15 protein-coding genes are annotated in these 13,389 nt (G+C 65.9%); 5 read left to right on the forward strand and 10 right to left on the reverse strand.

Features of this window, described 5'->3' with window-relative positions:
- Positions 1 to 187 precede the first annotated feature (187 nt).
- From OG225_RS06945 to OG225_RS06955, 3 genes are all read right to left on the reverse strand, one after another.
- Complete coding sequence (locus OG225_RS06945; RefSeq protein WP_405180902.1) at positions 188 to 2,965, reverse strand: DEAD/DEAH box helicase; 2,778 nt, start codon at positions 2,963 to 2,965, stop codon at positions 188 to 190.
- A 428-nt stretch (positions 2,966 to 3,393) separates the two neighbouring features.
- Complete coding sequence (locus OG225_RS06950; protein ID WP_405180903.1) at positions 3,394 to 4,185, reverse strand: transposase; 792 nt, start codon at positions 4,183 to 4,185, stop codon at positions 3,394 to 3,396.
- Between the two features lie 153 nt (positions 4,186 to 4,338).
- Positions 4,339 to 4,656: a transposase gene (locus OG225_RS06955; RefSeq protein ID WP_405180904.1), complete on the reverse strand. Its 318-nt coding sequence runs from the start codon at positions 4,654 to 4,656 to the stop codon at positions 4,339 to 4,341.
- Between the two features lie 122 nt (positions 4,657 to 4,778).
- On the opposite strand from OG225_RS06955, the gene OG225_RS06960 reads away from it, so the two are divergent.
- Complete coding sequence (locus OG225_RS06960; protein ID WP_405180905.1) at positions 4,779 to 5,843, forward strand: IS630 family transposase; 1,065 nt, start codon at positions 4,779 to 4,781, stop codon at positions 5,841 to 5,843.
- A gap of 38 nt (positions 5,844 to 5,881) precedes the next feature.
- On the opposite strand, the gene OG225_RS06965 is transcribed toward OG225_RS06960, so the two are convergent.
- Both OG225_RS06965 and OG225_RS06970 read right to left on the reverse strand, forming a co-directional pair.
- Positions 5,882 to 6,454: a hypothetical protein gene (locus tag OG225_RS06965; protein WP_405180906.1), complete on the reverse strand. Its 573-nt coding sequence runs from the start codon at positions 6,452 to 6,454 to the stop codon at positions 5,882 to 5,884.
- A 300-nt stretch (positions 6,455 to 6,754) separates the two neighbouring features.
- Entirely contained in the window at positions 6,755 to 6,988 is a 234-nt protein-coding gene (locus tag OG225_RS06970; RefSeq protein ID WP_405180907.1) for a hypothetical protein, read from the reverse strand.
- A gap of 175 nt (positions 6,989 to 7,163) precedes the next feature.
- On the opposite strand from OG225_RS06970, the gene OG225_RS06975 reads away from it, so the two are divergent.
- Both OG225_RS06975 and OG225_RS06980 read left to right on the forward strand, forming a co-directional pair.
- Positions 7,164 to 9,848 (forward strand): hypothetical protein, encoded by a 2,685-nt coding sequence (locus OG225_RS06975; protein WP_405180908.1) that lies wholly within the window; start codon positions 7,164 to 7,166, stop codon positions 9,846 to 9,848.
- 437 nt (positions 9,849 to 10,285) lie between these two features.
- Positions 10,286 to 10,468 carry a DUF6011 domain-containing protein gene (locus tag OG225_RS06980; RefSeq protein WP_405180909.1) on the forward strand — a complete coding sequence of 61 codons (183 nt, stop codon included), beginning with the start codon at positions 10,286 to 10,288 and terminating at the stop codon, positions 10,466 to 10,468.
- 5 nt (positions 10,469 to 10,473) lie between these two features.
- On the opposite strand, the gene OG225_RS06985 is transcribed toward OG225_RS06980, so the two are convergent.
- The 4 genes from OG225_RS06985 to OG225_RS07000 form a co-directional block, all read right to left on the reverse strand.
- Positions 10,474 to 10,641: a hypothetical protein gene (locus OG225_RS06985; protein ID WP_405180910.1), complete on the reverse strand. Its 168-nt coding sequence runs from the start codon at positions 10,639 to 10,641 to the stop codon at positions 10,474 to 10,476.
- A gap of 154 nt (positions 10,642 to 10,795) precedes the next feature.
- On the reverse strand, positions 10,796 to 11,101 hold the full coding sequence (locus tag OG225_RS06990; RefSeq protein ID WP_405180911.1) for a hypothetical protein: 306 nt from the start codon (positions 11,099 to 11,101) through the stop codon (positions 10,796 to 10,798).
- Positions 11,102 to 11,269: 168 nt separating this feature from the next.
- On the reverse strand, positions 11,270 to 11,539 hold the full coding sequence (locus OG225_RS06995; protein ID WP_405180912.1) for a hypothetical protein: 270 nt from the start codon (positions 11,537 to 11,539) through the stop codon (positions 11,270 to 11,272).
- Positions 11,536 to 11,826 carry a hypothetical protein gene (locus tag OG225_RS07000; protein ID WP_405180913.1) on the reverse strand — a complete coding sequence of 97 codons (291 nt, stop codon included), beginning with the start codon at positions 11,824 to 11,826 and terminating at the stop codon, positions 11,536 to 11,538. Before OG225_RS07000 ends, OG225_RS06995 begins: the two co-directional genes overlap by 4 nt.
- 144 nt (positions 11,827 to 11,970) lie before the next feature.
- Here OG225_RS07000 and OG225_RS07005 point away from each other — a divergent pair, with 144 nt between their 5' ends.
- Together OG225_RS07005 and OG225_RS07010 are read left to right on the forward strand one after the other, a co-directional pair.
- Positions 11,971 to 12,252, forward strand: coding sequence for a hypothetical protein (locus OG225_RS07005; protein WP_405180914.1), 282 nt, complete (start codon positions 11,971 to 11,973; stop codon positions 12,250 to 12,252).
- Positions 12,249 to 12,587 (forward strand): hypothetical protein, encoded by a 339-nt coding sequence (locus OG225_RS07010; RefSeq protein WP_405180915.1) that lies wholly within the window; start codon positions 12,249 to 12,251, stop codon positions 12,585 to 12,587. The genes OG225_RS07005 and OG225_RS07010 overlap by 4 nt, the downstream gene beginning before the upstream one ends.
- 68 nt (positions 12,588 to 12,655) lie before the next feature.
- On the opposite strand, the gene OG225_RS07015 is transcribed toward OG225_RS07010, so the two are convergent.
- The gene (locus tag OG225_RS07015) at positions 12,656 to 12,991 is read right to left on the reverse strand and encodes a hypothetical protein (protein ID WP_405180916.1); all 336 of its coding nucleotides are present in this window, start codon (positions 12,989 to 12,991) and stop codon (positions 12,656 to 12,658) included.
- Positions 12,992 to 13,389: the final 398 nt, after the last annotated feature.

Raw genomic sequence — 13,389 nt, forward strand, 5'->3', positions numbered from 1 at the left:
CCCCTGTGGACATCACGCAGGTCCTGCGGACGCGGTTGGCGCGCCGGGGCGGGCCCACCCAGTGGGCGATCAGGCGGATCAGGATGCGCATGTGCACGTCGGGTGAACGGTCGACGTCAAAGCCGATGTGGTGAAGTCACCCGTCGTGAGCGATGGGCGAGGAGGCGTCGGCGGCGGATGGTGTGGGTCACGGTGGCGCCGGTACCGGATCGCTGGTCTGATGCGGTCGCAGGAGGTGATAGTCGCTGAGCCACCCGGTCGAGCGGTAGTCACCGCGGCGGGTGAACAGCGCCGCGCCTCGTCTGTCCTGGTCCGCGGACGGCGTCGTGGTGGTCGCGTCCTGGCCGTGAGGTGCCGAGACGGCGCGAAAGTTCGATCCCGACCAGGTGACGAGTGTGGCCGCCGTGGTGCTGCGTGCTGTGACGGTGCCGTCGTTGTCGGTGAGCACGCTTCCGGTGGTGCGGTCCCTGAGCAGCGTCGCGTATTCGGCGGGATCGAGCTGGCACCCCCGTGGGCGTCCGGTTTCACTCCAGTCCGGACCCGCCAAGCCGCGAGTGGTGGCTGCGGTCCACAGGTCCAGGACGATCTCCTCGGCGTAGGCCGCCGTGGCCATCTGTTCGCACATCCACAGCAATCGACCCGCGCCGCGAGGCGGCTGAACTCGACGCCATCGGATGCGTCGGCCCAGATCGGCGGCGACGATCGCGACCCACGGATGGACGGTGGCGAGGAATCCCTGGCATCCCAGCCAGTGCAGGTATCGAGGGGCTTCCTCGAGCACCGGCGACATCGTCGAATAGGGGACTCCGCCGATGGTGCGGGCGTCGGCGCGAAAGGCGGCGGGAGAGTTCGCGACCGCGAGCATCGCCGCGCGAGCCAGGTCGCCGGGACCGTACGCCGCGGTCGTGAGGTCGTGGGGCTGCTGGTCGTTGAACGCGCCATGGTCGCGGCTCACGATTCCTCGTGCCCATTTCAAATGGAGTACATGGGGTTTGATCGCCTCACTCACCGCGGCGTGGGAGAGTTTCGGGACCTGCGTGGCCAGGGCGTCGATGAGAAGGCGCTCGGCGTCCTCGGCCGATTCGGGAAGATCGATCGAGGACAGGTGCTCGCGAAGGTCGTGGCAGACGGTGGGGGACACCATCAATCGACCGGTCACCATACCGAGCTCGGTGGCGAGAAATCCGTCGTCGCCCTCGCCGGTGGGGACTCGGCGAAGGAATTCCGTGTCGAGGAGAAATCCGACGGCCTGGCGCAGCGGTGTAATGTCGTGGCTGCCCTGATGGTAGGACAGGGTGTTTTTCCACCATCTGTGGGCGTCGGCGACCGAGCCGATGCGGTGTTGGATCGCTTCTGCCAGGACATGTTCGGCCACACTCGAGTGGATTTGGGAGTCGACGCGAAATCCCGCTAGGAGTTGGCGTTGCCAGATCGCGCGCTCGGTTTCGTTCACCAAAAGAAACGCCCACCCTTGACGTTCGCCGGCGCCCAAGCGTCCGGCTCGGCCGAACATCTGTTGCACGGTCGCGACATCGATCGGTTTCATGCCGACCTCGGTGTCTTGGACCACCACGGCACGCGCCGGCAGGTTCACGCCCGCCGCGACAGTGGAGGTCGCGACGAGAACGTCCAACTCGCGCGCGCGGAAACCGTTTTCGGCCTCGCGCTTGTGTTCCCAGCCCTTGTAGTGCAGGCCTATGCGGGCGGCCTGACATGCGGCGTGCACGGCGTCGGCGTCGTCGGGGTCCACGTCGAACACGTTCACGCCGCGGTTGGCGGCGATGATCAGCGCGGTGCGCCGGACGCTGCGTTTGCTGCCGCAGAACACCAGGACACTGCCCTCGCCCTTGGACACGGCATCGACGATCGCTGCGGTCACGCGGATCTTGGCAGCTTCGGTGACGCCCCAGTCGGCGTGGTCGGCCACCATCGGCAGCTGCCAGGTCAATCGGGTGGGTCGCCATCGCACGCGCACCGTGCTGGCCTGAAGCCAGGACGCCAACTGATCGACGTTGGCGACCGTCGCGGACAAGCCGACGATGCGGACTCGGGATCCGTCGTCGCGTACGCGCGCCAGGATCGCCTCGAGGAACGACCCGCGAGAACCGTCGCCCAACAGGTGGATCTCGTCGACGACGAGGCATCCGACCTCGGCGAGGGCCTCGCGCATGGACGCGGTCCTGCTGAGGGCTTCGAACTTCTCGGTCGTGGTGACCCACAGATCCGCAGCCCGAATCCGTTCGGCGTCGACGCGATGTTCTCCGGACAACCGTTCGACACGCAGTCCTCGACTGCGCCAGCTGTCGAGCTCGCGGTTGAGTTCCTCGGTGAGCGAGCGCTGAGGTACCAGCCATGCCGCCTTCTTACCCTGCTCGAGGACCGTGCGCAGGACCCCGACCATTCCGATGACGGTCTTGCCGGCACCGGTCGGAGCGACGACGATCAGATGGTCGTCATCGTGGATGATGCGTGGAATCGCCTCGGCCTGTGCGGGATTCATGACCGGATAGGGAAGAAAACGCACCCACTCCGCAGGAACGACCGTTTCGGCGCGAACCGAGCGCATCGGACCGGCCTCGGTGTCGGCGTGGTCGTGCCACATAAGGTCGAACCCGTCGCGTGCGGCTTGGGCCGCGGGCCCGGTCAACGGGTGCGACGATCGCGCGCTGCGACCGGCGATGGCTATCGTGACGCTCAGTCGCCGTGGTGGATTCAGATCGTTGATGAGCTCTTGCTCGCGCAGGTATCGTACTGCGCGGTAGGGGATCCGCTGTGCGAGAAGAGATTCCCGCAGTCTGGCGAATCTCGGGTCGGCGGGGATCAACACGCGTATGTCGGTTCCGGCCGGGGGGATCGGAACCACCGTGTCGGGGTCGCAGATCTTCATCCACAGGATCGGTGGCGCGGGGTCAACGGTGCCGGGCACCTCTTCTTCGACCGGCATCAGCGCGATCACGACCTCCATGGACGGCCCCACCCGGCATGCCAGAGCGTTGCCTGGCGCTGTGTGTGAGATGTGACGAAACGTGTACGACCTGTCCACCCTAACCGACCCCTACGACATCACACCGTCGGTCGGATCGTCACAGGTTGGAAAGCGTTGCCGGTCGAGGCTTAAAACCGGTCGTTGACGGGTTCGATCACCGGGAGGGGGTGTTTATCAGCGTCACTGTCGCTGGTTTGCGCATCGTGGTTGCGGTGATCGGTGTGCGCTAGAGCGAGAAGCGCGACGGTCGACTGCGCCATGTCGCTACGTGTCGCGCTGTTGCCGTTCTTGTCGTCACACGAGCGTCGTGGGGCTGTCGCGGAGATCGTTCGTGAGGTCATGGCTGATCCTGGCGTGACAGTGGACGAGATCAGAGAAGTCGTCCGTGCTGTCGCGGCTGTCCCGCGTCAAGTAGTCGGCAGGTTTTCGGTCTCGGGAAAGTTGGGGGTCAAGGGGTCGGCGGTGCCGAGGTGGACGGCCAGGAGCTGGTTCCAGGAGATGGCCTCGTGCGGGCGGAGCGTGTTGTACTCGACTCGGTAGGCATCGGCGTGCTCCACCAGGTCCAGGACGTCGTCGATCTCCTCGAGGAACAGCCGCTCGTACTTCAACGAACCGAAACCGCGTTCACGCGAACCGTTCTGGCCCGGTGACCTGACCCGGGTGCGGACGTGGCGCAGTTCGGGGTGCGCGGCGATGAACGCCTCGAAACGGAACGAACGGAAAGGGCCGCCGTTGTCGGTCACGATCGTCACCGTGGGCACCGGGACGCTCTCGGCGTCGCGGCCGACCGTCGCGGACAGCGGGTGCCCGAACCTCTGCTCGTAGTCGGCGAGGGCGAGCTCGATCGCGGTGATCGCGTCGTGCTGGTTCGCCGTCGGCGACACATGCCAGGGATACTCATATTTCGACCAGTAGTCCCGGCATCCGGCGATCCTCCACGTCCCGCCGGCGGCGGTCTCGAACTCGCGCAAATCCAACTGCCACACCTGATTCGGTCCGTTCGGCTCGACAGCGAACACGGCCTTGCGGCGGGCGGCGAGCCGGCGGCGCTCCCGCTGATACGCCGCCGGCAGCAGCAGGCCCTCCTCACGCAGGCACCGCAGCACCGTGGCCTGCGACACCCGGTGCCCGTCGTAGCGGCACATCGCCGACACCTTGCGGTGTCCCCACGCCGGATGCGCCAACGCGTGCCGGCGCACCGCCTCACGGGCCTTCTCCCGTACGGGGGCGAGGCCACGCTCCGATAGCCGGGACCCCTGCTCGGGCGCGGGCCTGCTTACGGCGCCACGTCCGTTCGGGCACACCGACCACCGCACAGAACCTCGTGGTCGGCATGCCCGCCTCGACGCGGATCACCTCGAGGTCCTCGAAGGGCCCAACCGGCCCTGCGCGGACTTCTTCCACACCGGCGTCGCCAGATGCGCCTGTCCCAACGCCTGGGTCAGATCAGCGATCTCGGCTTCGAGCTGCTGCTCTCGGGTCGAGGACCCGGACTTGCCGGCTGTCAAACCGGCACGGCCCGCCTCGAGGAACTGCCGTTTCCAGTTGCCCACCGACTGTTCGGACACCTTCGCCCGCCGGGCCGCCTCGGCCACGGTCAACTCACCAGCCAGGACCGACAACACGATCCTCGCCTTCTCCTCGGCCGCAACAGCCGACGGTTTCGCCATGATTCAGACTCTCTCACTGGTCAAACCCGCAAACAGCGGGCCCTGCCACAATGCCTGACGCGCGACACTAGTGGGTTGATTCCAAAGTAGTTGGGCAGTAAGCGATCTGGTTGAATCGGTACGTGCGAGCTGCCCCTCTGGTGTTGCGTGACGGTGACCGAGAGATCCTGCAAGCCTGGATCCGGTCCACGACGATGAAGTCCGGACTCGTTCTACGAGCCCGGATCATCACCCTGGCCGCCGACGGTGTGGCCCACGCCGAGATCGCTCGCCGGTTCGATATCTCGCGCCAGACCGTGATCAACTGGCGATCCCGCTACCAGACGCACGGGATCGACGGCCTGCACGACGAGCACCGTTCAGGACGTCCGCGGACTCTGGACCGGGACAAACTGATCACCACCACCTTGACCCCACCGCCACGCAAATACGGTGTCACACACTGGAGTTCACGCCTGCTGGCCGATCACCTCGGTATCGCGCACGGGACCGTGTCGAAGGTATGGAGCGAGTACGGGGTCCAACCGTGGCGAGCCGAGACGTTCAAGTTCTCCACCGATCCGGAACTGGCCGGCAAAGTCACCGACATCGTCGGGCTCTACCTGAACCCGCCAGAGAACGCGATCGTGCTCTGCGTGGACGAGAAGTCCCAGATCCAGGCCCTCGACCGGACCGCACCGACGTTGCCGATGCAGATCGGCCTGCCTGAACGTCAAACCCACGACTACGTCCGCAACGGCACCACGACCCTGTTCGCGGCCCTGGAAATCGCTACCGGCAAGGTGACCGGCGTTTGTAAACCCCGGCACCGCCACCAGGAATTCCTCGCTTTCCTGCGCCACGTCGCCCGCGCCTATCCCGACCGTGAGCTGCACCTGGTGATGGACAACTACGCCGCCCACAAGAAGGCCGAGGTCCGCGCCTGGCTCGCCGAGAACCCACGTATCCGAGTGCATTTCACCCCGACCTCGGCGTCGTGGATGAACTTGGTCGAGGTGTGGTTCGGCATCATCGAACGCCAAGCCATCCACCGCGGCACCTTCCGAAACGTCCGCGAGCTGACGACCAAGATCCGTGAGTTCATCAACGGCTGGAACCCTAGAGCGAAGCCCTTCGTCTGGACCAAGACCGCAGAGCAGATCTTGGCCAAGGCCGACCGCCGAAGAACTTCAAATACGGCCCACTAGGCATCGCCTCGAGGAGGATACGACGCCGTGCTCGGGACTCAAATCCGTCGTGGATTGCTGTCGACCGCTCCGAGGTAGTAACCAGCGAGTCCTTCTCTGTCGAGGTCGACCAGCCGAACATCGCCACCTGCCCGATTCCCCGCCGGGACGTGCACGTGGACGAAGCGGTCGTCCCGTCGTTGCTGTTGGATGATGACGCCCGGACCATGGTCGAGGGCTCGGGGTGGCGGCTGGCGATAATCGGACTGCATCGCCTCCCGGCTGACGGAAATGAGTTCCTGCTCAGCCGTGAGTGCAGGAAAGGTCGGGAAGAACTCAACATTGCCCCAGCCAGCTGCGAGGTTCCACACCATGCCGATGAATCGGAAGTTGTGCCCTTTCATGATCTTGAGTACTCGGCTGCGAACGATACCGCCGTCTTCGTAGAGCGGGCATGAGGGAACACGGCCTTCAGCACGAAGAATCATGACGAGTTCGCTCAAGATCTCGGCCTGCCTGATCTCGTCGGCTTCTCTCTGCTGCTGTGCTTTCGTCGCTTGAGCGGCCTTGGCTCCAGCTTCCTGATCGCGTTGTACTCGAAGTCGCTTCATCTGCTCGTGCGCATCGCTCACCGTGGGGTCCCCTCCTCATGCGCCTTGGCCGAACGGCGCGGCGTCCTCAGCATCATCCTGCTTAACACCCTAAATGCAAACAGTGTGCTCATTTCAAAATCAACATAGTGAAACGTGCAGGTAGAGACCATATTAGGGACAGTAGAAGCGCGGTGAGCAGAGTAGCGGAGGAAGGCACACAGAGTGTGTGAATGAGAGGAAGTAGGCGGTATCAGGTCGGTGCTGGTGGTGGGTCTTCCAAGACCCCATCGGCGGCAGCGGAATTCGCTTCCACACCTTGGCCGGGACCATCCAATTGTGCTAGCTGGAAGAGGCATCAGGCGGTCCGGTCGGGGCCTGATGCTGATCGGGGGTCGGCGGGATGGGATCGCGGGGGTCGGCGTCAGCTGTGTCGAGGGTGGCAGCGAGGGCGTAGGCGGCGTGGACGAGCGGCTGACAGGCATTCAGGAGTTCGGTGAGCGCGGCGGGGATTCGGGCGGCGTGCTGCAGGATAAGCACGATGACGGCGATGCTGGCGAGGATCTCGGTAATCATGCTGGTCAGCGTGGCTCGATCGTCGGATTCGGTGCATCCGGTGCGGGCAGATCGCGCCCAAGCCGAGGTTGGCGGACCGGGGCGAGCATAGTCTGCCGAACAACACCGAACATGGCCCGAGGAAAAGGAGGGAGTGGTGGTGACAGACCCGCACGACATCCACACCCGGGAAGACTTGCAGCAGGCACTGCGGGCGCTCCACACCGGCGCCGCCATCAGCTACCAGAAACTTGCAGTGGCTGTCGGAGTCACGGCCTCCCACAACACGATCCACGACTGGGTGCACGGCAAGACCTTCCCGCAGTGGGCGAACCTGGCTCCGGTCCTGCAGGCCTGGGGCATCACAGAGCCCGGGTCACTGCGAACGTGGAAGGCTGCACACACCCGGGTCGGTGATGACTCCCGGGACCGGTCAGGGGTATGGCTGACCCAGGTGCGGGATCCATTCGCGCTGGAAGTGCACGAACCGATCACCGTCACCGACGTCAGTGGCGGAATGGAGATGTTGCCGCCCTACATCGGCCGCGCCCACGATGATCGTCTGGCCGCAGTGGTAGAGCTGGCACTGGAAGGGAACAGCGGGATCGCGGTCCTGCTCGGGGATTCCTCGACCGGCAAGACCCGCGCGTTGTGGGAGGCACTGGACCGGCTGCGTGGGCGGAGTGGGTGGCGGTTGTGGCATCCATCGTCGTCTCGCCGCGCGGAACTGAGCGAACAATTGGAACGCGTCGGGCCGCGAACGGTGGTGTGGCTCAACGAGACCCAACGCTACTTCCTGCCCGCGAGCGAGCAGGAACGCGGCCGTCTGGCCGAGCAGTTGCGCATGGTCCTTGCCGATCCCCGACGGGCGCCGGTACTGATACTGGGCAGCTTGTGGCACGAGCACTACAGCACCTTGTGCAACGATCCCGGCTCGGCGACCCGCAAACTGTTCGATCCGGCCGTGATCAAGGTACCTGCGAGATTTACCGGTGCCGATCTGACCGCGATGCGTGCCGCTGCAGACGGGGATCTGCGGCTGAAACTGGCATGCAGGCGGGCCGAGGACGGGCAGATCACCCAGTATCTGGCCGGTGGGCCGGAACTGATCCACTTCTACGACAAGGAGGCGAGCGCGACGGGGCGGGCGGTGATCGAGGCGGCGATGGACGCGGTGCGGATGGGGCATCCCAACGTGTTGCCGTTCACGCTGCTGCGCGATGCCGCCGCCGGCTATCTCAGCGACGCTACCTGGGATTGTTTGGAACAGAACTGGTTCGAGGCCGCCCTGGCCGAGACCAGCCGATCGTGTAAGGGAGCACGCGGCCCGATCACTCCTATCCGCTCTCGTCCCCCGGGCGCACGCAGTGGGCGGGAGCGGCGGGACCGTGTCGGTGATGCTGAAGGGGAGCCGGTGTATCAACTGGCCGACTACCTCGATCAGCACGGCCGACGCACCCGCCCTCATCTGATCCCGCCGATCGGGTTATGGGAAGCCGCCGCCCACGCCCACCACACCCACCAGCACACCCTCGCCCAAGCTGCCTGGGACCGCGGGATCTACCGCGACGCCGCCCAACTGTGGAAGAACGCCACCCGCCATGGCCACCCACGCTCCGCCCAAGCACTCGTCACCGCTATGAACACCCTGTTTCCTGACGACCCGCAACCTGCCGCCTGGGCAGTCGCACACACAGCCCTCGACTCAGGTGGGGTGGCTGGGCTGCTGGAGAAGTTGTGGGAGATCGGAGCGCACGAACAGATACAGGCGCTACTGGCCCGCGACCCTGCCACGCACGCCGCTCTTAGCGACCCAGGCAATGTGGCTCGGGTCTTGGGCGGGTTACAGAAGACTGGAGCGCACGAACAGATACAGGTTCTGCTGGCCCGCGACCCCGCCGCGCACGCCACCCTTGACAACCCGCTCGGGGTGGCCTGGCTGCTGGCCGAATTGCGGGAGACCGGGACACCTGAACAGGTGCGGGCGTTGGCCGAGCGCGCCGCCGCACACGCTGTTCTCAGCGACCCGGTCAGGGTCGCATGGCTATTGCGCGAGCTGCGAAGGACCGAGGCGCACGATCAGGTACAGGTTCTGCTGGCCCGCGACCCCGCAACGCACGCCACGCTCGATGAATCAACCGGGGTGACCTGGCTGTTGCGCGAATTGCGAGAGGTCGGGGCGCATGATCAGGTACGGATCCTGCTGGCCCGCGATCCCTCGACGAACATCACTCTCACCGACCCAGACCAAGTGAGGGGGCTGCTGCACCGATTGGGCGAGGCCGGGGCACAGGAACAGGTGCAGGTTCTGCTGGCCCGCGACCCCGCAACGCACGCCACGCTCGACGACCCGTTCGGCGTGGCCGGGCTGTTAGCCGAGTTTCGCGAGGTCGGGGCGCATGATCAGGTACGGGTGCTGCTGGCCCGCGACCCCGCAACGCACGCCGCCCTTGCTGACCCAGGTGGTGTGGCCTGTCTGCTGGGCGAGTTGGGGGAGGTCGGGGCACATGATCAGGTGCAGGTTCTGCTGGCCCGCGATCCCATCGCGCAGGTCGCCCTTGCTGACCCAGGTGGTGTGGCGTGGCTGCTGACCGAGTTGCAGGACGCTGGGCTACACGAACAGGTACAGGCGCTACTGGACCGCGATCCCGCCGCACACACGACCCTCGCCGACCGGTCCTGGGTGGCGCAGTTGCTGACCGAGTTGGGGGAGGTCGGGGCACACGAACAGGTCGAGAAGCTCTCCACTCGACTACCTGCAGCGGGCATGTTCGATCAGTTCCTAAAGGTTGCGCCTGATCGAGAGGCGTTTCGCTTTGGCGGGGAGCCGCAGGAGCACACCCCTGCCCAGCCGTGGTCGTGGCTCGACATCCTCGAATAGCAAGACCTCATCTAACGATGATGAACCAGTGCACAACGCGATCGATTGAACCGACGACCTTTCGCTTACAAGGTCAGCAATTCAATACCGCTGCTCCGCACGGGTAACGGTGCGCGATGCTGACCGAGCTGCCCGCCCAGGTCGACGGCGCGGTCCTCGGGTGGACGGTCGCGGCCGCCGTGGGTCTGCGGGCACTGCTCCTGATGCTCGCCGGAATCTATGCCGTCCTACACCCGGACGCGAAGCGACGCCGCGACGCCGCGACGCCGCGACCGTACTCGACGCCTTGCTGCGCACCTGGTGGTCCAGATCGAGGAAGTAGACACCCGTCTCCGGTGGACCCGCGCCGCCTCGTTCCCGTGGAGAGATCCGGCGGCGGTGTCGGTACCTTGTGTGACACTGCGGTTCAACAGCTGTCTGGCCAGAGGGAGAAACAGATGGCCGCCGTCGATGACCGCCCCGAGGTGCGGTTGGTCGCGCACTGCCGCCGTTGCCACGGCTGCCTGCTCTCGCCGCGTTCGGTCGCCGAGGGTATCGGGCCGACATGCGCGATCCGGGAACGTGCCGAACTGCGTGCCGCTGCTTCCGTCGAGCTGACGCTGTTCGACGTCGCGGCCTGAACGTCTCAGCCGTTGGTGGCGTTGCCCGCCCGGATCCGGCGGCGAGCGCGCCGGTATTCGCTGGGGCGGCCGTAGACCAGTTGCAGCGTGATCCGTAACTGCGCGGCCTTCCACCGGTCGTTGGTGCCTACCGGTTTCGGCCACAACTCCACGACATTCCCCCGATCGCCCATGACCATGATTCGGTGCCGACAGCCACCCGGATTCCCGCCGCCGGGGGGCCGGATTTCGCAGAGCCGGGCGCGGTTCAGTCGGTGGCGGGGGTGCGGGACACGATGGTGATGTCCAGGTCCTGCACGTGCCCGCCGCCGGCCAGGTGTTCACCGGTCACCGCGCGGTGAGGGTGAGATTGACGGTGCGCCCGGCGATCCCGCGTTCGGCGACCGCGATGGCGAGGTAGGCGTCCACCGCGCGGTCACGGCCGATGGTCGAGTGCAGGGCGTCGTCGAAGCCGCCGGTGTCGCGCAGCCAGTTCAGGTAGTGGCCGACGCGTTCGCGGTAGGTTTCGCGGGACCGGGCAGCGAGGTCGTCGCGGTCGGCCAAGGCCGCGGTGAACCTGGTCAGGATGGGCGACGCCGCGATCTGCACGCTCGACAACTCGCCCGGCGCCTGATCGGCGACCACCCTCACCACTTGCTGTCCTCCCGAGCCGACCGGTATCGAAACTCTAGGATGACAGGGACGACCGACAGATACGCCGGTGACGATTAGCGGCGGCCCGGGAGCGCACGGTCGCCGCTAATCGGTTCCACCGCGAGATGCAGCGGGGAAAGTCAGCTGCCTACCTGGGGTGGGCTGGGCTTATCCCCGCACTTCGTCTGCCGGGTCGGGCGGTACCGGGCGTGCTCGAGGGCCCCGCAAGGTCTGCGCTGGGTGTTCGAACTCGGCATGTACCGCGTCGATCAGGTGCTGGGGGATGTCGGGGTAGGCGTCGATGATGTCGCACAGTAGATCGTCCACGTCGCCGGGAAACCCCAGATCGATGCACTGCCCCTGCCCCGACATCGCCTTCGCGAGCTGGTGATCGAAGATGGCCCGCTTTTCCTCGGCGGTGGGTTTGGGATACCTCATCTCGGGTTCTCCTCGGTCGGGGTGGAATTCGAGGCTTCGACCCGGACGGCGGCGGGGGTTGCTCGGTAGCTCTGCAGGCGTTGCACTTGTCGTTCGAACTCTGTACGCGCCGCATCGATCAGGTGCTGGGGGATGTCGGGGTGGGCGTCGGCGATTTCCCACATCAGGTCGTCCACCTCCGAGCAAAGCCCCGATCCCCTGCGGGGACCATCTCCCGTTATCGAGTTCGCGAGCTCGAGATCGAAGCTGGCACGCAGTTGCTCGACAGTGGGCCGACGACGCAACATCAGGCTCCTCCACGGTTCATCGGATAGTCCCAAGCATCGACTCGGGACAGCACCGGTGTGCGGCACTGCCCGCCCGCAGTCTGGTCGGTTGGGTGGTCTCATCCTGCACGACTGGCGCGTATGACGCGCGTATTATGCCTAGTTGTGGGTTACGACTGGCCGGAATGGGCTCTGGATCGTCTGCGCGGCATGCAGCCGTGGGAGGTGATGCAGGTGCTGACCGGGAAACGTCCACGCTGGCCGCGCCGCGGCCGCGACGGCACCGGCGCGTCCATCCTGACCATATGGGGCCGCACCAACGCCGGTAGAGCGCTGAAAGTAGGCGTCTACCAGGTGTCGGCCTGGCAATGGCATATCGCCTCGGCACGAGACATGACCCCCGCCGAACTGGCCGAATTCCAACAGTGGGAGGAGACCCGCCGATGACCGAACAACAGCACTACCCGGTACCGACACCCGATCAGGTCGACGCCCTCATGGACAACCCCGACCTGACCTGGGAAGAGGTCCCCGCCACCGAAGCACCACCCGTGCTCACCGAAGCCGACGCCGAGGAGGTGATGGTGGTCCGGTCCCTGCGCATGCCACTGGAGCTGGACCGACGCATCCGCGCCGAAGCCGAAGCCCGCGGCGTCACCTGGTCCGAACTCCTCCGCGACTGGGCCGCCATCGAACTGGCCGCCCTGTCCGACGACCAACCCATCTCCCGCGCCGACGCCATGCGCGCCCTGGCCTCCATCCCACCCCGCCGCACCGCCTGACAACCTGCGGTACCGACCTTGACAGAGAAACAAGAGCGGTACTGCGCGGCGAAGGAACCTGCGCGCTGTTACCGGCCGCGGGAGATGCCGCGGCGCCGGACCGGGCGGTCAAGCACGGTCGGGTGCTGGGCCGCGTGTGCTTCGCGTTGGGCCGCGATCCTGGCGGTCTCACGCGCGATCAACAACCTCGCACGCGTGTCGACGATCTGGGAGCGAGCCCGGACGCTGAGGTTGCTCAACGTGTCATGACGATCCGAGTTCGCCGCGACCGTGGCTCGTAGCTCGTTGTTCAGCGCGGTGTAGTGGCGCTCGAGTTCATCGAGGTGCTCGATGGTGAGTTTGCCGAGGTCGAGCAGCCTCAAATGTTCGAGCAGGTCCGCGAATCGTCTTTCCAGACTGTCCATCTCGATCCCTCCCCCGATCGGCGCCTCGTGGTGCGGTGGGACGCACGCCGATGTAGTTCAATGGTAGAACTTCTGCTTCCCCACCCGGGGTCCCTGCGTCGCGAAGCAGCCGACTGTTGATCAGTGGTGTCGGTCTACGGCCGAATCGACCGGCTGACAGCGCGCCGAGCAGCGCACTGCGGTAGCTGCCGAGGTGGTCTTCTTGTTCGCCTCGCGGCCTGACCAGATCCACCTGCACGGCCCGTGGTCGACGACTGCACAGAAAGGGCCCTGCCGGATCGTCTCGGCAGGGGCCCTTACTGGTTATTCGACGGCGGATACACCGCTGTCAACCGATGCTGTGCAAGCGGATCCGGTTTGCCCGCACGCACCGCCGGAAAGCGTTGCGTTGCCGCACT

Origin of the sequence: Nocardia sp. NBC_01377, assembly GCF_045040005.1 — a bacterium.
In the GTDB taxonomy this organism is placed as follows: Bacteria; Actinomycetota; Actinomycetes; order Mycobacteriales; family Mycobacteriaceae; genus Nocardia; species Nocardia noduli.